Origin of the sequence: Nostoc sp. 2RC (assembly GCF_014222165.1) — a bacterium.
Taxonomy (GTDB): domain Bacteria; phylum Cyanobacteriota; class Cyanobacteriia; order Cyanobacteriales; family Nostocaceae; genus Nostoc; species Nostoc linckia.
The window spans coordinates 1-18,478 of sequence record NZ_JACKZU010000151.1 but is presented as its reverse complement, the minus strand read 5'-3'; the positions used below and the strand labels follow the sequence as shown (position 1 = coordinate 18,478).

Here is an 18,478-nt window from a genome sequence, read left to right as displayed (position 1 = left end):
GTATTTTTAGAGTGCGAATTCCATTTAAATATAAGTAAATCGACAATTGTTATCAAAAATTACACACAAACCTCTTAAAGGAGGAAGCGAGTTTGTCTAAATCTTATCGTGTAGCTATTTTGGGTGCCACTGGTGCCGTGGGTACAGAGTTACTGGAATTATTAGAAAGTCGTGCTTTTCCCATTGCTGAGTTAAAGTTATTGGCATCAGAGCGGAGTGCAGGGCGATCGCTCTCGTTTAATGGTGAAAATATACCAGTAGAACCAGTGAGCGATGGTGCTTTTGAAAACGTTGATATAGTACTGGCTAGTGCTGGCGGTTCCACATCTAAAGCTTGGGCATCCATCGCTGTGGAAAAGGGCGCAGTGGTAATTGATAATTCCAGTGCCTTTCGGATGAATCCAGAAGTTCCCCTAGTAGTACCAGAAGTCAATCCCGAAGCCGCAGCTAATCACCAAGGCATTATTGCTAACCCCAACTGTACAACAATTTTGATGACGGTGGCAGTATGGCCATTGCATCAAATTAAACCAGTCCAACGAATTGTAGCCTCAACTTACCAATCTGCTAGCGGTGCTGGGGCAAGAGCAATGGCAGAAGTGAAAACCCAAACCAGCGCTATACTACAAGGACAGTCGCCAGTTGCTGAAGTATTGCCTTATCCATTGGCATTTAATTTATTCCCACATAACTCGCCATTAAACGATTTGGGTTATTGTGAGGAAGAAATGAAAATGGTCAACGAAACCCGAAAGATTTTTGCCAACCAGCAAATCAGAATTACTGCCACTTGTGTACGGGTTCCCGTACTCCGGGCACACTCGGAAGCAATTAATTTAGAATTTGCAACTCCCTTTAGTGTAGAGGCAGCTAAAGAAATTCTCAATTCTGCTCCTGGAGTAAAATTGGTAGAAGATTGGGAAAATAATTATTTCCCGATGCCAATTGAAGCTACAGGTAAGGACGAAGTACTGGTGGGAAGAATTCGTCAAGATATTTCTCATCCTTGTGGCTTGGAATTATGGTTATGTGGCGACCAAATTCGCAAAGGAGCAGCCTTAAATGCAATACAAATCGCCGAATTATTAGTAGAGAAAAATCTACTCAAACCATTAGTTAGTAGTCATTAGTCATTGGTCATTGGTCATCAGTAAAGGACAAATAACAAATGACAAATAAAAAATGACATTTTAAATCAATTTGCTAATAGATTATTACAATAGAAAACCACCAAGATATAAAAATATGGGTAACTAGGAGTGATAAACAGGGTGGGAGATTTTGGCAATGTTTTAACCGCTATGATTACGCCGTTTAAGGCAGATGGTAGTGTGAACTACGATCTAGCCGCAGAACTAGCAGCGCATCTCGCCAACAATGGTACAGATACATTGGTGATATGTGGCACAACAGGGGAATCCCCTACCCTGACTTGGGACGAGGAATACCAGTTGTTTGTGGAAGTGTTACAGGCTGTGGCAGGAAAAGCCAAGGTAATAGCAGGTTGTGGGTCAAATTCCACCAAAGAAGCGATCGCTGCTACTCAAAAAGCCGCTAAAATAGGAGTACACGGTTCCTTACAGGTTGTTCCTTATTACAACAAACCACCGCAAGCGGGATTAAAAGCACACTTTCAGGCCATAGCACAAGCCTGTCCCGACTTACCACTGTTGTTGTATAACGTCCCCGGTCGTACCGGACAAAACCTTGAGCCAGAAACAGTTGCTCAGTTAGCTAAGGTGAGCAACATTATCGGGATAAAGGAATCTACAGGTAGCATAGATCGAGCAAGTGAAATTCGTCGCTTGACACCAAAAGAATTCCAGATCTACTCTGGTGATGATTACATGACTTTGCCGATGTTAGCGATCGGGGCAAAGGGTGTAGTAAGTGTAGCTTCTCATCTGGTAGGTAACCAACTACAGCAGATGATTCAAGCTTTTAGTGCGGGTAAAATTGAGGTAGCCAGCGAGATTCATCTCCGACTCTTCCCGTTGTTTAAAGCTTTATTTCTGACTTCAAATCCCATTCCTATTAAGAAGGCATTAAAACTTCAAGGTTGGGAGGTTGGTTCAACTCGTCCGCCGCTATGCGAAGCTGACTTGGAAGTGACTCAAAAATTAGAAATAGTTCTCAAAGAACTTAGTCTAATTTAGTCCTAATAGGCTTACTTACTAAAGTATAGATACAAACTAATGACTGTAATTGTTAACAAGTTATACCATTGTGAATTTTAAATTGAGAGTTTCTTGCTTTTAAAGAGTTATGTGCATCCATGTCATACCACTAAGTTTTCAAATTTAAAATTGGTATTACTATTTAAAAACTTGTGTTAGGACTAATAGATATACTATGAATCCTTTGGTGTATTGTCATTTTTATTGAATAAACAATAAAAAATCTCAATTAAAACAAGATTGCTTTGGGACTGACTAAAAGACAACTGGGGTTGTTTGAAATACAAGATCGTTAACTATCAACTTAATTAACAAAACGTAACAAACTAAGGAGAAAATGGCTAAAAACGAAGCTAATAATTCCGCCTTGAAAATTATTCCTTTAGGCGGTTTGCATGAAATTGGAAAAAATACTTGTGTTTTCGAGTACGAAGATGAAATTGTTCTCTTGGATGCAGGATTAGCTTTTCCCACAGAGGCGATGCATGGAGTGAATATTGTTCTTCCAGATACGACCTATTTGCGGGAAAATCGCCACAAAATTAAAGGGATGATTGTTACCCACGGTCATGAAGATCATATTGGTGGGATTGCTTTTCATCTCAAGCAATTTGATATACCGGTGATTTATGGCCCAAGACTAGCAATGGCAATGCTAGAGGGTAAATTAGAAGAAGCTGGAGTACGCGATCGCACAGAATTAAAAAAAGTTTTACCCCGCGATGTCGTGCGGATTGGTAAAAACTTTTTAGTGGAATATATCCGCAATACTCACTCAATAGCCGATAGTTTCACTGTTGCCATTCATACGCCACTGGGGGTAATTATTCACACTGGTGATTTTAAAATTGACCATACGCCAGTGGATGGAGAAAAGTTTGACCTCCAACGACTAGCAGAACATGGTGAAAAAGGCGTTCTTTGTCTGCTAAGTGATTCTACTAATTCTGAAGTGCCAGGATTTACACCTTCAGAACGTTCTGTTTATCCCAATCTGGATAGAGTATTTAGTCAAGCCACTGGGCGATTGTTCGTCACTACCTTTGCTTCTAGCGTCCATCGCATCAATATGATTTTGGATTTAGCGAAGAAGCATAACCGTGTAGTGACGGTGGTCGGGCGTTCCATGCTGAACTTGATTGCTCATGCCCGTAATTTAGGTTACATCAAGTGTGAAGATAATCTGCTGCAACCGTTAAACGCAGTCCGCAACCTGCCAGATGAAAGTGTGTTGATTCTAACTACAGGTTCCCAAGGCGAACCAATGTCAGCAATGACCCGCATTGCCAATAAAGAACACCCCCACATCAAAATTCGTCAAGGCGATACAGTGGTATTCTCCGCTAACCCGATTCCCGGAAATACCATCGCTGTGGTCAACACCATAGATAAATTGATGATTCAAGGGGCAAATGTGGTTTATGGCCGGGACAAAGGAATTCACGTCTCTGGTCACGGCTGTCAGGAAGACCAAAAATTAATGATTGCCTTAACTCAACCGAAATTCTTTGTGCCATTCCACGGCGAACATCGAATGCTGGTGAAGCACGCCCAAACGGCTCAGAGTATGGGTATACCAGCAGAAAACATGATCGTTATTCAAAATGGCGATGTTATAGAACTGACGGAAAACTCCATCCGCGTTGCTGGTAAAGTGCCATCTGGTATCGAACTAGTGGATACCACAAGTTCTGGTATGGTGAGTGCCAAAGTGTTGCAAGAACGGCAACGCATGGCAGAAGAAGGTATTGTTACCATTGCCGCCGCCATTGATTGGAATGGTAAACTTTTGGCAAAACCGGAAATTCACCTCCGGGGTGTAGTTACAAGTTTAGAGCGATCGCTCCTACAAAAATGGGTACAACAGCGCATTGAAGAAATTCTCAGTGTCCGCTGGTCAGAATTTGCAGCTACAGAAGCCGAACCAGCCGATATAGATTGGGGTGGGTTGCAAGGAACTTTAGAGCGAGAATTGCAACGTTCCATCCGTCGAGAATTGCAATGTCAACCATCTGTGACTTTGTTGATGCAAATTCCAGAGGAACCGCCGGTGAAAGTTGCCGATGGCAGAAGACGGCGGACTCGGACAGCTGCTCAGGTGGCATCATAATAAGAATCTCACGCAAAAAAGCGCAAAGACGCAGAGTGTTTTGGAGGGTCTTCTCTACGAGACGCTCCGCGAATGCGCTTTGGCGTGAGATTTATTCTTGATCGGATCGGCCACATCCTCAATGAACCCAGAGGTACGTTAAAAGTAAAGTACACAATGTGACTGGTACTCCAAATCTGAGGTGTTCCCAAAAAGTTAGCTTGTAACCTAAATCAGCAGCGGCTTCCACAACTATCAAGTTGGCTACCGAACCAAACAAAGTCAAATTACCTGCCAAGGTTGAACCGGCTGCCAGTAATAGCCAATACTGGGTATCACCCTGAGGAATCAGGGGATGGAGTAGAAGTACAGCAGGTACATTAGAAATTAAGTTAGATAAAACCACAGTTACACCCAAAAAACTCGCAGCAGAGTTAACAGCGTGGGTAAATGGTTGGAGTAAATTCAATTTCTGGGTGACTCGCGTCAAGATAAATAATCCAGAAAACATTACCAGCAGATTCCAATCCACTTTTTGTAAAATCCGCTGGGGTTTTACCCGGCGAGTAATTAGCAACAAGCTAGCAGCAACTAAAGCAGACTCAGCTAGGGGTAAGCCGATAGTAAATGCAATCAGCAACCCAGCTGTAATGACTAATGTTTTATTAAATAAAGGTTTAAAAATACGTTGGTTGGTGGTGGGTAATACTTGGCAAGCTTTGATTGAGCGTACATCTGGGTAAAGTAGCCACAGTAATCCTAGTTGAACTACCAAGCCTAAAAGGGCAACTGGAGCTAATACACGCAGAAAATCTAGGTAGGGAATGCCTGAAAAGGAGCCTATGAGGATGTTTTGCGGATTACCGCTCAGGGTAGCTACTGAGCCTATATTAGTTGCACCAGCGATCGCTAGTAAATAAGGTATCGGATTTAAACCCAAGGTTTGAGTCAAGCTCAAAGTTAAGGGTGTAAAAATCAGCGCTAGAGTGTCATTGAGAAAAAACGCCGAAAGGATACCACTACCAAAAGTTAAGGCAATCAACAAACCTAAAGGACTGCGAGTCACACTCAGTATTACAGATAGCGATCGCCGAAAAAACCCCGCATAGGATAAATTGGCGTTTACTACCATCATGCTCAACAGAAACACGATGGTATTAGCATCAATAGCCTGCCACGCTTGTTGTAAATTTAGAACACCTAAAGCAATTAAAAAAGCAGAACCCACTAAGGCAATGGTGGCACGGTTCATGCGTAAGCCTGGAATGTAGCCCAATGCTAACCCCAGGTAAGTTAACCCTAAGACGCCATAAGTAGCAAATTGCAGAAAAATCACTAAATATTAGCCTGATTATTCTAGTTGGGCAGACTTTGTGCGAATTAGCCTCCTACTGAAGCTTGAGCTAAATTTTTTTCTCTAGTTCTACTGTATTTAGCTAGTTATTAACACGACACAAATATCAAACAACGGGAAAATACACAGTTCAAAGCCCGCCTACCAGAATATTACTGTTATTTACACTTACAAAAAATAGTTTCAAAAACATTTCATTTTAAGTTTTGTAAATGTTAAACTAAAACCTACCCAATGAAGGATGTCTTCATTAAAATTTAAACTGTGTCAAGCTACGAACAAGATTACATTACTACACTACCGATCCCGCGAAAATTGCGGTTAACTTGACGTAGTAATAAATTAGATTCTGACTTAAGTGGCTAATTTGGGTATTACATTATATCGCAGTCAGGACACGAATATTCCGGAAATTTCGTTGCCACCTTGTATACATTCACCAGAAAGGTGAACAGCCTCAATAACATAGAGGATTAACCATGAAGGTATTTGATAATACCACAAAAAATATTTTTCTGGCAAGCTGGGTCTCAATCAATCAATCAGAGACTAGTGAAGATCGAGGAACCCAGCTAAGCCGTCCTGTTTCCAAGCCCCACTGGAACATTCTTCAACCCTTAAAGCGGCTATTAGACAGCATTCAAATCCGCGATCGCCAACTAGCTCACCGATTGTGTAAACTGATTCCATCTCAGTGTCCCTTTGAGCGAGATGTCAAATTATTCGGCAAAACCCTATTTCACATTCCGCCTATGTGTAAGCTCAACCCCTTATATGAAGAAGTGGTTAGTTTACGTTTCCGAGCGTTGTGTTATCTAGCCGACGAATGTGGCGAAGATGTATCGCAGTACTGTTAATTAAGTTAGGAATTAGTTAGGAGTTAGTTAGGAGTTAGTTAGGAGTTAGGAGTTAGGAGTGAGGAGTTAGGAGTTAGGAGTGAGAAGTTAGGAGGGAAGAGTTCAAAATAAAACTCCAAACTCTTAATTCTTAACTCCTAACTCAAAGCTCTTAATTTTTAACTCCTAACTCTTAACTCCTAACTCCTAACTCCTAACCCTTAACTCCTAACCCTTAACTCCTCACTCCTAACTCTTAATTGTTTTTTGACTATTTTTTTCGCCATTTTTGAATGGCATCCTGAGCATCTTCGTAAGAAGCTGTTTCCTCTGGCACTAAAGTAGCAGTTTCAATTGCAGCATTGAGTTCTCCTTGAGCAGCGCGACGCTTGGCGAGATCTAAAATTTTCTCACTCCAATTATCGATTGATTTTTGGGCGGTATCGAAGCCTGGTTGCCCTGATGGTACTTTTTTAGCAACTTCGATGGCTCGATTATAAGTAGAGGCTTGTCCCGGCTGAATTAAGGCGTTAGCTGCATCTAAAAGAGTTGTGTTACTGACATACTGCTTGCCTTCTAGCCGCCATAGATTAATTGCCGCTTGTGCTTTAGCATAAAGCGGTTCGTTTTTGGTGATTAATCGAGCTGCGGCAATGGCACTAGCATACTGTCTTTGCTTGGCACGACCCTCTGCTAAATCTAAAATCATCCGGCTCCAAATCTTAATATTTTCCTGAGCCTGTTCGTATAATGGCTCACCGGGTTTGATTCTCCTAGCTGTGGCAATGGCTAAGCTCAAATCACTAGCCTGGGTTTCTTGGAGGGACATTTTTGCCAAGTCTAATACTGCTTGATTGCGCTTTTGCGACTCAGAACTCAAGGATGTTTGGGCGCTAGATTGATTTTTAGGTCTAACTGGTGGGCTGGTTTCAATTGTCGAGGTGTCATTTGGTAAATTCTGGAACGCCTGGGGACTATTAGCAGTAGCATTGGGTGATGTCCTTGATATTTGTTTAATTTTAAAAGTTTCTTGATTACGCAGAAAAACCACTGCAATTAAACCTGTCACTAGCAAACTGCCTCCACCCCAGAAAATAACCTGCTTCCACAAAGGGGTGTTTGAATGATTTCGTGGCAATTGGGAGACGTTAACTTTGGAGGAGTTAGGGATAAATCTTCCCTTGGTATTCATTCCTATGGAAGTTTCTGCCGGCTGGGAAACTAAGTCGGTAGCTGACTGCTGGATTTGTTTGCCATTAGACTTTTGCACTTTAGAATTAATAGTTGTTTCTCCCCATTTACCTTGATTTTGAGGCGGGTCACCCAGGGGGGGAGCTGCAAGGGCAATAGCAAAGGATTCTTCGGGATAAATCACCGCTTCTGATTGGAAATCGCTTCCTATTGCCAATTTTGGTAAGATGACTTGGGGTTTGGATGGAATGATAATGGCAGGGTTTTGGATGGGACGCCAGTGATGCTGGCATAATTTGGGCACCACAAGGCTGAGGTAACTTTCTAAATCTGCCAAGTTGTTACCATTACCAGAACGCAAAGCTTCTAACAACGCTGCTGTAAAAAATCCGTGGCCTAGTTCGCTACTTTCGTGGGAAAACTGCTCTGGTTGACAAGAAAAAATTGTTGCAAGTTCTAATTCTTGAGCTAGTTCTATGGTTTCTTCCCCCACGGGAGCATCTGCTTGTGTACCAAAAGCACGGTTAATATCAAGCAGTAACAATACATTTAACTGGGCCATTTGGAGACTTTGCATTAGCGATCGCAATTCTATGCCTGTCTCTGGCACGAGTTCGGGGTTACCCTCCGCCGGCATTAAGTAATCTTTGCCTTTGTAGTTGACTCCATAACCGCTAAAAAATAGCCACAGATAGTCTTGTGGTTGCCAACATGTCGCGGCCAAATCCTCAAGCAACAGCAAAATATTTTCTTTAGTGGGATAGGTGGATCTATCTCCCATTGGTGGTGAAGTATCCGTCATTAGCAGGCAATGTCCGGGGAGAAAACCTGCCTCTGCCACCAAAATATCCTTTAGTGCCTCAGCATCTGCTTGGGCACAGCTTAAAGGTTGAAATAACTGATATTGATTGATGCCAATAGCGATCGCCCAGTAATTTGCCATCGCGCTCTTTGTCGGTTATTGTTTGCTCGTCTGAAAATTGTGGTTGGCTTTATCCAAAAAACAAAGCTAACCTGATGTTTTCTAGTCTAGGTGATTCTCATCGAATCTTAAGATAAAATGTAATTTTTATTACGTTAGTTGACCGGAAAATACTTTCACCTAATTTCAATTGACAGATCGTTATTCAGGAGCTATAAGGTCATGAGCCAAATTTTTGCTCAGATACCATCATCGATCGCTTCCTTTTCATTTATTAGCCAAATTGCCAAAAAAATCCGGATAGTTCCTTTAGCATTTTTGCTCATATCTACTGTTCCTGCGTGGTTTTTCACCGAAGCGATCGCCCCTCAAGTTGTGCGAGCTTACACCGCCAGAGTTGACCTAGCCATCGATCGCCTGCCAGAAGAAAACTACGAAACCATTCTGCGACGAGCAGAAGCGGCCGCTAGAGCAGCTGCCCAGAGGAGCTTCGACCAAGATATTTTAGTAACAGATGTTTCAATCATTATCTCCGTACAAAGTTATGGAGCGATCGCACCAGTTCTAACATTAGAAGTCAGTCGCCCAGAATGGCGCAGCCGTCCGGACGCTCAAAATTGGGCAACCTACTATAAAACTGCGCGATCGCTACTGTTCTTTGAAAAATGATCGGGGGGATGAAAGAGGCAGGGGGCACAGGGGTAGGGGAAAAGGTTAAAGGTTAAAGGTTAAAGGAATAAATTTAATCTTTACCCTTTTCCCCGGTTGGTGAGCTTGTCGAACCATAACCCTTTCCCCATACCCTGTTTACCCTGTTTGGCCAATGCCTTTACTTAATTCTTGGCTAAATTGGCGTCCTTGGTGTCAGTGAATGGCCTAAAATAAAAAGGTTGTCAAAAATCACTATATCTGCTGACATGGCTGTTCCTAAGAAGAAAACTTCCAAATCAAAACGAGATAAACGTCGGGCTACTTGGAGGCACAAAGCTGCTATTGAAGCTCAGAAAGCTCTATCTCTGGGCAAGTCTATTTTGACTGGACGTTCTACATTTGTTTATCCATCTGCTGAAGACGAGGAAGAAGAATCATAATTTTCCAATCAGGAAAAGCATGAACGGCATCGATAGGTTTAATGGGCAGAGTCATGGCTCAAATTTATCGCTCATGGATAAATGCTTTTTCTTGGCTTTCCTGATTGGATAATCAATTATTGATGGTCTACACAAGCTTATTAAATTGCAAAAAATTGGTAGTGAGTAATTGGGAACATCCATTACCCATTACCTATCAATTATCAGTAATGATTGGTAAGCTCATGTGGTTCCAGTTTATAGATTTTCTGGTTAAGACCGTTCATAGCTATTAGTCATTTACAAATAACCAACGACAAAGCACAAAGTCTCTAGCAATATTTTGCAGGGTGTGTCTGGTTACGTCGATAGAGTAGTGATTCGCCGTTTTCCCTAGCCTTTGGTTCTCTCATTCCCCAGGTACAGAACTCAATTAAGAGAGGACAACTGGCAAATGACAAATGATAAAAGATGACCAGATAAAGTAACTACGGAATTTCAATGTTTTTTATCCTAATCATATTCAAGGGTAAATTATCTGGCGCTGTTGACAACTCAGCACAAAATTCTGCAAATATTTTGAGAAAACTTACTTTTCTCCCATTATGTTAGGAAAATTCTTTGAGAAGCCAGGAAAAGAAAATAACGAACGCGTTCCTCCAGGTCAACATTTAGCCAAGGGTTTCCCTGTATTAACTTACGGTGCAACTCCGCAAGTTGGTATTGAAGAATGGGAATTTCGGGTTTGGGGTTTAGCAAAGCCAGCTACTTTTAATTGGTCAGACTTTATGGCGCTACCTCAACATGAGTTCACAGCGGATTTTCACTGCGTAACTCGTTGGTCTAAACTCGATGTCAAATGGACTGGGATTAAAGTAACAGATTTTATGGCTCTCATTGAGCTAGAACCAAAAGTAGCCTACATTATGGAACACTGCTATGGTGGCTACACTACAAATATTTCTATCGAAGACTTTATGCGGGAAGAAAATTTCTTTGCCTTTAAAGTTTTTGGTGAAGATCTTCCAGTTGAACATGGTGGGCCAATGCGGCTAGTCGTTCCTCATCTCTACGCTTGGAAAAGTGCTAAGTGGATTAATGGTTTAGAGTTTTTAGCCAGTGAAGAACTAGGTTTTTGGGAACGCAATGGCTACCACCACCGTGGCGAACCTTGGAAAGAGGAGCGTTATAGCAATGTATTTGGATTTTAATAATTAGGAGTTAGGAGTTAGGAGTGAAGAATTATAAGTTATGAGCGAGGAGTGAGGAATTAGGAGTTTTGAGTAATAAGTTATGAATAATAAAGTTGTTAATTAAAAATTTCTCACTGCAAACTCCTAACTCATAACTCCTCACTCATAACTCACAACTCTTTACTTATAACTTTTAACCCAAAAGTTTCTTGATAAGAGGCAATTTGTTTTTATATGGAGCATAGCGCCATTTTAAATCTAGCCAAAAGGAGTTTTGCAATACGCTTTTTTCATGGGAAAAGGTGTCAAAACTAGCTTTGCCATGATAGTTACCAATACCACTATCTCCTACTCCTCCGAAGGGTAAAGATGGGACTCCAACATGCATGATTGTATCGTTGATACAAACTCCACCTGATGAAGTTTCCTGCAAAACTCGCTTTTGGAGGTTTTTATTTTGAGAAAATAAATATAATGCTAAGGGTTTTGGTCTAGAGTTAATCAAGGCGATAACTTCTGCAATATCACTGTATTCAATTACTGGCAAAATAGGGCCAAAAATTTCTTCCTGCATTACAGAAGCTTCTAAGGGAATATTATCAATTATTGTAGGGGCGATATAACGTTCTGAAGATTTAGTTTCTCCACCGAGAATAACTTCGCCATCTTTCAGAAATTTAACCAACCTATCAAAGTGTTTTTGGCTAATAATCCTGGCATAATCAGAACTATTTGCCGGATTTTCTCCATAAAATTCTTTAAGGCATTTTTCGATTCCATTGATTAAATCTTTTTTGATTTTTTTATCTACTAACAGATAGTCAGGGGCGATACATGTTTGCCCAGCATTAATAAATTTGCCCCAAGTAATTCGTCTGACAGTGTGTTCGAGATTAATGTCGGTATCGACGATACAAGGACTTTTACCACCCAATTCTAAAGTAACTGGTGTGAGATGTTTTGCCGCTGCTGTCATGACAATTTTGCCCACGGCTGTACCACCAGTAAAAAATATATGGTCAAATTTTTCCGCTAGTAGTTTTTCACTTACTTCTATACCTCCTTCCACTGCTGTAATATAAGGTTGCGGGAAGTATTTACTAATAATTTTATTAACAATACTAGAAGTGTAGTAAGCAATTTCTGAAGGTTTAATAATTGCACAATTTCCAGCAGCGATCGCACCTACTAAGGGTGAAATAGCTAACTGAAATGGATAGTTCCAAGGGGTGATAATTAAGATAACTCCCAGTGGTTCTGGATAAATGCGGGCTGAATATGAAAAAAAATCTAAGGAAACTGGTGCTTTTTTCGGTTTTGCCCAAGTTTTGATATGTTTGATGGCATAATCAATTTCTTTGACGACGGCAATTTCTGTTAGATAAGTCTCTACTACTGGTTTATGTAAATCTGCTTCTAATGCCTCGATTATTTCTTGTGTGTGTTCAATGATTCCTTGCTTCAGTTTTTGCAGTTGTTCAATGCGAAAATTTATATCTTTAGTTTTGCCTGTTTGAAAAAACTCTCGCTGATTTTGGATAATTTTGCCAATGTTGGATAATTCAGTGGTCATCATTTTTTATGCTATGAAAAACGATTTATTTCAGTCTATTGCTTGCTGTTTTTGTATATTCATGCTTCCACGGCACAGCTATGTTATCTGACACAAAAGTTGTATGAGAGACAATTTCAAAAATTACCAAATTTATTATGTTTTTTGTGGTAGAAGTACCACAAATTTACTACCTTTACCCAACTCAGAATTCAGCAAAATAATACCTTGATGTGCCTCAACAATTCGTCGGGAAAGATACAATCCCAAGCCACTACCAGAACTTTTGTGAGTGCCTTGGCGAAATCTTTCAAAAATGGTAGTTTGTTCTTCCGGAGGAATACCAGGGCCAGTATCAGCTATTTCAATCCTAATGTAGTCAGAAAATATAGATTGGCTATTTTTACCAAATTGGTTTTCACAAGTCAAACGAATACTTACTGAACCTGAGTCAGTAAATTTGATTGCATTGCCGATAAGATTAGTAAATAAACGATGTAATTCTAAGCGATCGCCTATTATTGTATTTACCTTTAACTCCTCAGCTAATTCCAAATTTAGTGACAGTTTTTTATCTTGAATTAAGGGGGTCAATTCTCCAGCTACTTCTTCTAGTAACTGTGCTAAATTCACAGGCTGCAATGTCAAGGTTTTGCGACCGGCTTCAAAGCGATAAACTTCCAATAAGGTATTGACCATAGAAAGCAAGTTAATATTGCTTCGAGCCATGATGGCAATTACTTCCTGCATTTGCGACGATAATGCTCCTAAAGCGCCTTGTTGAAACAGCATTAACATGCGATCGGCTGCTACTAAAGGAGTGCGTAAGTCGTGGGCGAGACGGGAGACAAAATCCTCTCGCTGGCGCGCAATTTCATCGCGTTCATCCATACTGTGCTTCAAACGCAAAAGCGATCGCACTCTTGCTAATAATTCATCCACTGTCACTGGTTTACGGATAAAATCATCAGCACCCAAGTCTAATCCGTGGGCAACATTGGGCGCATCGTGGGCAGTAATTAGCAGTATGGGAATATATTGCGATAACTTCATATCTCCACGAATATGCTTAGTAACTTCGTATCCATCCATACCTGGCATCATCAAATCTAGAAGCACTAAGTCACAAGGAGATGCTTGCAATTGTGCCAACGCCGAAATACCATTTTCTGCGGTGCTAATGGTGTAACCTTCTTCCTCCAAAATAGTTTTGATTAGAAATACATTATCAGGAGAGTCATCAACAACCAGAATTTTATCAGAGCGAGAAGATTGTAAAGTCATGTCAAAGCTAGGTATGAGGTACAAATTTTTGTTAATTTGACTGTACTTGTAACAATTTGTCTGTCAATTCCTTTAATTAACCTCCCGCTTCAGAGATATTATTTACTCACGGCTTGGTATTTACGGAGTTTATAATTTGCTGTTAAGTTAAACTGGGCTGGATTTTTGGCAAAAAAATAATTCACTAATAAAATTATGGCTGGTAAAATTTGAAATTTGAATACGGTAGATGCTATCAATCAATAGGTAATATTTTGATATAGTAACTAGCACCGGAAACTAAAAACAAAATTGTGTAGTCAAGCAATTGCTCCACTACGACGTAATTTGTATTGATTGAGTATTAATTTATGTTAACGGATTTTTAATGTTGAAGTTCGTTAGTTGAGATTTTTCTTTCACCAAAGTCATGAAAGAGTGCTAAATCTTGTAGTTATTGATGATGACGAAATTTTTGTCAGGGTCTGTAATAGACTTCTAAGAGAAGTGGGTAAAAGGGTAAGGGGTAATGGTTCGACAAGCTCACCAACCGGGGAAAGGGCAAATAAAAACCCTTTTTCCTTTGCCCCTCTGGCAAAAGTTACTTTTACCAGAGGTCTAATGAAAATATTACCCAACAGGGACAATAGTTAACATTACCTTAAATATAAACGTCGTCCAAGGGTGTTTATCACCAGTCTGAAACATCCTTGGACGCGGTTATGTGACTTTTATAGATGCTTTGCAGCCACGCTGTCTAATAATTTACTGAATTCAATTACTAGTTTATTTGTCAGGCTTCTGGTAGTCAAAATAAAACCATTGACCACCTTCCACATCTTGAAACAGATTATTCACCTTGCCTATTTTTTCTCCTTTGTTTAGTTGATCCTCCAGTAGATCAATCCCTTTATCACCCTCTTTTGCTGGCGGGACATACAGATCTAATTTCTTCACTGTCTTTAAGTCAGCAAATAATTCTTTCAAATCAACATATAGTGGATATAAAGCCCTACTTGATTCAAAGAAATAGCGCTTGTTTCCATGATCTGCAACAGTGCGCCAGAGTGTAGAGGCAAGGAATGGATTATCATCTATTGCCTTAACACTTAAAGGCGTTGACATATTACGAATCAACGAAAAAGCTCTAGCAAGACCTTCGTGTTTTGACCACTCTTCTAACCATATTTTATAAGACTTTTCTTCACCGGAAATTCTTTGAGTCTCATCAATAAATGGTCTCGAATTTTCTTTAAACTTAGGATCTTCCTTGTCATAGACTTTTTCGATTCTATCGCTGTAGAATGAGGCGCGGAGAAATCGAATATCAGAGCCATTCATTGGCGGATTCATCTCTTTTTTTGAATTATCTTTTTTCAGTCCATCCCAACTAAATACTTCATTTTGAATTCCCCAGTCAAAGTCTCCATTTTCTGTTTGAAAACTCTTTAAAAGTTCTAATTGCTTGTCATACAGGTTGTTAGTCAACACACTAATCGTTTGTTTGTCTTCAGTTTCATCCTTCTTTGGAACGTAGTAAACTACTAATTTATAATTTGGAGATAGATCGTCCTTGCGATCCAGTTCGTCCTTTTCACCCTCCACATATTGTAAGACTGCCGACTCTCCCTTAGCATCTGAAAGGGACAAATGTATGACTATAGGTTTGAGATATACATTAAACTCGTTGGAGCTTGTGTTTAATTTTGCGACAGCTAGCTCAGACGTGACAATAAAAAATGGCTCCTGCTTTAATCCCTCTACAGCATCTTTGACAGTTGCGTATCTGTCTAGTACATACTGTGCCAAGCCACTAATCGGTAAACGTGGTTTATTCTCATAGTCATTATGCTTGTAGCAAGCTTGTGGTAGAAAAAGCAGATTGGCAACTAAGCCCTCCTCGTTTATGCCATCAGTTGTAGCCTTTCCATAGTTACATACAACCAGGCTCTTATACTTAGATGTCCATGTAAACGGGTTACCCTCATCATTTTCACCAGCACCTGTGCGATCGCTACCTTCAGGTGATGCCCATAAGCTTGTAGCTATATTTGCATCAGACCAATCCATAGAACGCACGGTAAAGATTGATTTTGTTTCTTGGTTAGCAACATAGATTGCACGGGTACAACCGAGTAATACCAGTGGTATTAATCCCAAGTGCAAATCATGGATCGAGTTGCTCAATGCTTGATGAATGTTAAAAGATTCCTGTGTGAAATTGCAGCCTACTAGTGCGGCAATTCCAACAAATAGAAACGGTATAGTTAATGAAAAACTTTTGAGGTAACGTTTCATTGATTTATTTGTGTGTGTGTAAATTACTTGCAGAACTTTACAATTTATAATGCTTTTTGCATTTCTCAAAACCTGATAAAACCTAGATTCAAAAGTTTCACACCTTATGAAAATTTTAACTATCATAAATGTGCGAATGATAGTCTAGGTATAAGTGTATGAAAAATGCTAAAAGCACGAATTGTGAGAAATGCTAGCTAAGTTTTCGTGTTTTCTTAGTACTATTCGGATATATCCGAATGGTAGATATGAAAGCTGTTTTATATTTGATTTACATAGTCAATAAAACGTACTGAAAATTTGACTATGCAAATTAAATAAGTTTTAGCTTTGGATTGAGGTGTTGTTGTATTTTGTACAGACTAACTTTGACAGATTACAAATCTTCTGGATATTTGTCAAGTTAAAAGCCATGCTTTAGCTGTATTTATGCACAAAAAAATAGTATGCTTGTAGCGATTACAAAATATGTGTCCTCGATCGCACAAATTATATGTTGATAAACACTTGCAAATTAAACAACTTCATGTATGGATTCTGAGGAGAGCTTGCGGTGTTACAAAAAGGCAATAGGCAACAGGCAACAGGCAATAGGCAATAGGCAACAGGCAACAGGCAATAGGCAACAGGCAATAGGCAACAGGCAATAGGCAATAGGCAACAGGCAACAGGGAAAGTAAAAAGGCAACAGGCAATAGGCAACAGGGAAAGTAAAAAGGCAATAGGCAATAGGGAAAGAAAGTCTGTTGGTGTCTGGATTTTACTGTCAACTTATGTCCTAAACTATGCTTCGACTGCTATAAAACCCAATTTTCAAAAAACTAAGGGTTTCAAAGTAGACACGGTTTAAATATAATCAGCTAGATGCCTAGCTAGCAGACTGAAATGCTTAGTTCAAGCTTGTTAAAATCTGCTATCAAAGGAGAAACTCCAGTTATTTTAGGAGTGCTGTTTGGCAAAAGAGAGATGCTGGTATCATAAATATCTTGCCTTGAATTTATAAATACAGTTATAAATTGTTACTAGTTCATATTCAGTAAAATATAGATTTTAGCTTTCGTCTAGATTATTACTAAGCAATTCAATATAAGATCTAAAACTTAAAATCCCAAATCAACATGCCAGACCTAACTCCTAATTCTAGTTTTAGTTTGACACTACGCTTGCAGATTCCCAATCGCGTGGGAATGTTGGCGTCAGTTACCCAAGCGATCGCCACCACTGGCGGTAATCTCGGTCAAATTGATTTAATCGAGCAAACCCGCAAAGAGTCTACCCGCGATATTACCGTTGATGCAGCTAGTACCGAACACGCTGAAACAATTGTGCAAGCAGTTAAAGCACTGCCTGATATTAAGTTATTGAGCGTTTACGATCGCACCTTTAATTTGCATCGTGGTGGCAAAATCAGCATTGCTAGCCGAATTCCCTTAAAAAGTGTGTCCGATTTAGCAATGGCTTACACACCAGGAGTCGGTAGAATTTGTACAGCGATCGCTCAAGATCCAGAAGAAGTTTACAAGTTAACCATAAAACAAAATACTGTTGCCATTGTTACAGATGGTAGTGCAGTTTTAGGTTTGGGAAATCTCGGCCCGGCGGCGGCACTCCCAGTCATGGAAGGCAAAGCCATGCTATTCAAAGAATTTGCTGGGTTAGATGCTTTCCCCATCTGCCTTGCCACCCAAAATACAGACGAGATTATCCAGGCAGTGAAAAATATTGCTCCGGTATTTGGTGGTGTGAATTTAGAAGATATTGCTGCACCACGTTGTTTTGAAATTGAGGCGAGATTGCGGCAAGAATTAGATATTCCAGTTTTTCATGACGACCAACACGGTACTGCAATTGTCACCTTAGCAGCCTTGTTAAATGCCTTGAAGTTGGTACACAAAGCCATCGGCGAAATCCGCATCGTGATTAACGGTGCAGGGGCAGCTGGAGTTGCCATTGCCCGCTTACTCAAGAAAGCCGGAGCAGATAAAATCTGGATGTGCGACTCCAAAGGAATTATCTCCACCAGTCGTACAGACCTCACAGAAGAAAAACTCGAATTTGCCGTTAAAGCTCAAGGTACTTTAGCAGGTGCAATGCAAGGGGCAGATGTATTTATCGGAGTCAGCGTACCGGGAGTTTTGACACCGGAAATGGTGCAATCGATGGCAAAAGACCCAATTGTGTTTGCAATGGCCAATCCCATTCCCGAAATTCAGCCAGAATTAATTCACAAACATGTCGCCGTCATCGCCACTGGTCGCAGTGATTACCCGAATCAAATCAATAACGTTTTAGCTTTTCCTGGAGTATTTCGTGGTGCTTTAGATTGTCGGGCACAGGCAATTACCACCACAATGTACTTAGAAGCCGCAACTGCCATCGCTTCTTTAGTGAATTCTTCAGACTTGAATCGAGAACACATTATTCCTTCAGTGTTTGATCCACGCGTTGTGACTGCGGTTGCTGCTGCTGTGCAAAGCGCCGCGCGTCAAGAAGGTATTGCTCGGAATTAGAGGGAGTGGGGATGGGGGAGTGG

At 40.4% G+C, this 18,478-nt stretch carries 13 protein-coding genes; 8 read left to right on the top strand and 5 right to left on the bottom strand.

Annotation, left to right across the window (positions count from 1 at the left end; all coding sequences use genetic code 11):
- Positions 1–92: 92 nt before the first annotated feature.
- The 3 genes from GNE10_RS17925 (at position 93) to GNE10_RS17915 (ending at position 4,287) form a co-directional block, all read left to right on the top strand.
- The gene (locus tag GNE10_RS17925; protein ID WP_185566343.1) at positions 93–1,130 is read left to right on the top strand and encodes an aspartate-semialdehyde dehydrogenase; all 1,038 of its coding nucleotides are present in this window, start codon (positions 93–95) and stop codon (positions 1,128–1,130) included.
- Between the two features lie 141 nt (positions 1,131–1,271).
- Positions 1,272–2,156, top strand: coding sequence for a 4-hydroxy-tetrahydrodipicolinate synthase (dapA, locus tag GNE10_RS17920; protein WP_185566344.1), 885 nt, complete (start codon positions 1,272–1,274; stop codon positions 2,154–2,156).
- A gap of 358 nt (positions 2,157–2,514) precedes the next feature.
- The gene (locus tag GNE10_RS17915) at positions 2,515–4,287 is read left to right on the top strand and encodes a ribonuclease J (protein ID WP_185566342.1); all 1,773 of its coding nucleotides are present in this window, start codon (positions 2,515–2,517) and stop codon (positions 4,285–4,287) included.
- 118 nt (positions 4,288–4,405) lie between these two features.
- Here GNE10_RS17915 and GNE10_RS17910 read toward each other — a convergent pair whose 3' ends face one another.
- Positions 4,406–5,602, bottom strand: coding sequence for an anion transporter (locus tag GNE10_RS17910; protein ID WP_185566341.1), 1,197 nt, complete (start codon positions 5,600–5,602; stop codon positions 4,406–4,408).
- 497 nt (positions 5,603–6,099) lie between these two features.
- Between GNE10_RS17910 and GNE10_RS17905 the strand changes: the two genes are divergently transcribed.
- On the top strand, positions 6,100–6,477 hold the full coding sequence (locus GNE10_RS17905) for a Mo-dependent nitrogenase C-terminal domain-containing protein (protein ID WP_185566340.1): 378 nt from the start codon (positions 6,100–6,102) through the stop codon (positions 6,475–6,477).
- A gap of 250 nt (positions 6,478–6,727) precedes the next feature.
- Here GNE10_RS17905 and GNE10_RS17900 read toward each other — a convergent pair whose 3' ends face one another.
- Positions 6,728–8,590 carry a caspase family protein gene (locus tag GNE10_RS17900; RefSeq protein WP_185566339.1) on the bottom strand — a complete coding sequence of 621 codons (1,863 nt, stop codon included), beginning with the start codon at positions 8,588–8,590 and terminating at the stop codon, positions 6,728–6,730.
- A 201-nt stretch (positions 8,591–8,791) separates the two neighbouring features.
- Here GNE10_RS17900 and GNE10_RS17895 point away from each other — a divergent pair, with 201 nt between their 5' ends.
- The 3 genes from GNE10_RS17895 (at position 8,792) to GNE10_RS17885 (ending at position 10,850) form a co-directional block, all read left to right on the top strand.
- Positions 8,792–9,238, top strand: a complete 447-nt coding sequence (locus tag GNE10_RS17895) for a hypothetical protein (protein WP_099067653.1) — start codon at positions 8,792–8,794, stop codon at positions 9,236–9,238.
- Between the two features lie 248 nt (positions 9,239–9,486).
- Positions 9,487–9,660, top strand: a complete 174-nt coding sequence (rpmF, locus tag GNE10_RS17890; protein ID WP_099067654.1) for a 50S ribosomal protein L32 — start codon at positions 9,487–9,489, stop codon at positions 9,658–9,660.
- Between the two features lie 584 nt (positions 9,661–10,244).
- Positions 10,245–10,850: a sulfite oxidase-like oxidoreductase gene (locus GNE10_RS17885; protein ID WP_185566338.1), complete on the top strand. Its 606-nt coding sequence runs from the start codon at positions 10,245–10,247 to the stop codon at positions 10,848–10,850.
- A 175-nt stretch (positions 10,851–11,025) separates the two neighbouring features.
- Here the strand turns inward: GNE10_RS17885 and GNE10_RS17880 are convergent, their stop codons facing one another.
- The 3 genes from GNE10_RS17880 to GNE10_RS17870 form a co-directional block, all read right to left on the bottom strand.
- Positions 11,026–12,408, bottom strand: a complete 1,383-nt coding sequence (locus tag GNE10_RS17880; protein ID WP_185566337.1) for an aldehyde dehydrogenase — start codon at positions 12,406–12,408, stop codon at positions 11,026–11,028.
- 132 nt (positions 12,409–12,540) lie between these two features.
- Positions 12,541–13,668 (bottom strand): hybrid sensor histidine kinase/response regulator, encoded by a 1,128-nt coding sequence (locus GNE10_RS17875; protein ID WP_185566336.1) that lies wholly within the window; start codon positions 13,666–13,668, stop codon positions 12,541–12,543.
- Positions 13,669–14,433: 765 nt separating this feature from the next.
- Positions 14,434–15,945 carry a linear amide C-N hydrolase gene (locus GNE10_RS17870; RefSeq protein ID WP_185566335.1) on the bottom strand — a complete coding sequence of 504 codons (1,512 nt, stop codon included), beginning with the start codon at positions 15,943–15,945 and terminating at the stop codon, positions 14,434–14,436.
- Positions 15,946–17,063: 1,118 nt separating this feature from the next.
- On the opposite strand from GNE10_RS17870, the gene GNE10_RS17865 reads away from it, so the two are divergent.
- The gene (locus GNE10_RS17865) at positions 17,064–18,455 is read left to right on the top strand and encodes a malic enzyme-like NAD(P)-binding protein (protein ID WP_185566334.1); all 1,392 of its coding nucleotides are present in this window, start codon (positions 17,064–17,066) and stop codon (positions 18,453–18,455) included.
- Positions 18,456–18,478: the final 23 nt, after the last annotated feature.

Coding starts and splice junctions, on each gene's coding strand:
- rpmF (WP_099067654.1), top strand. CDS start 9,487: ATGGCTGTTCCTAAGAAGAAAACTTCCAAATCAAAACGAGATAAACGT.
- GNE10_RS17865 (WP_185566334.1), top strand. CDS start 17,064: ATGCCAGACCTAACTCCTAATTCTAGTTTTAGTTTGACACTACGCTTG.
- GNE10_RS17885 (WP_185566338.1), top strand. CDS start 10,245: ATGTTAGGAAAATTCTTTGAGAAGCCAGGAAAAGAAAATAACGAACGC.
- GNE10_RS17870 (WP_185566335.1), bottom strand. CDS start 15,945: ATGAAACGTTACCTCAAAAGTTTTTCATTAACTATACCGTTTCTATTT.
- GNE10_RS17905 (WP_185566340.1), top strand. CDS start 6,100: ATGAAGGTATTTGATAATACCACAAAAAATATTTTTCTGGCAAGCTGG.
- GNE10_RS17875 (WP_185566336.1), bottom strand. CDS start 13,668: ATGACTTTACAATCTTCTCGCTCTGATAAAATTCTGGTTGTTGATGAC.
- GNE10_RS17900 (WP_185566339.1), bottom strand. CDS start 8,590: ATGGCAAATTACTGGGCGATCGCTATTGGCATCAATCAATATCAGTTA.
- GNE10_RS17895 (WP_099067653.1), top strand. CDS start 8,792: ATGAGCCAAATTTTTGCTCAGATACCATCATCGATCGCTTCCTTTTCA.
- GNE10_RS17915 (WP_185566342.1), top strand. CDS start 2,515: ATGGCTAAAAACGAAGCTAATAATTCCGCCTTGAAAATTATTCCTTTA.
- GNE10_RS17880 (WP_185566337.1), bottom strand. CDS start 12,408: ATGATGACCACTGAATTATCCAACATTGGCAAAATTATCCAAAATCAG.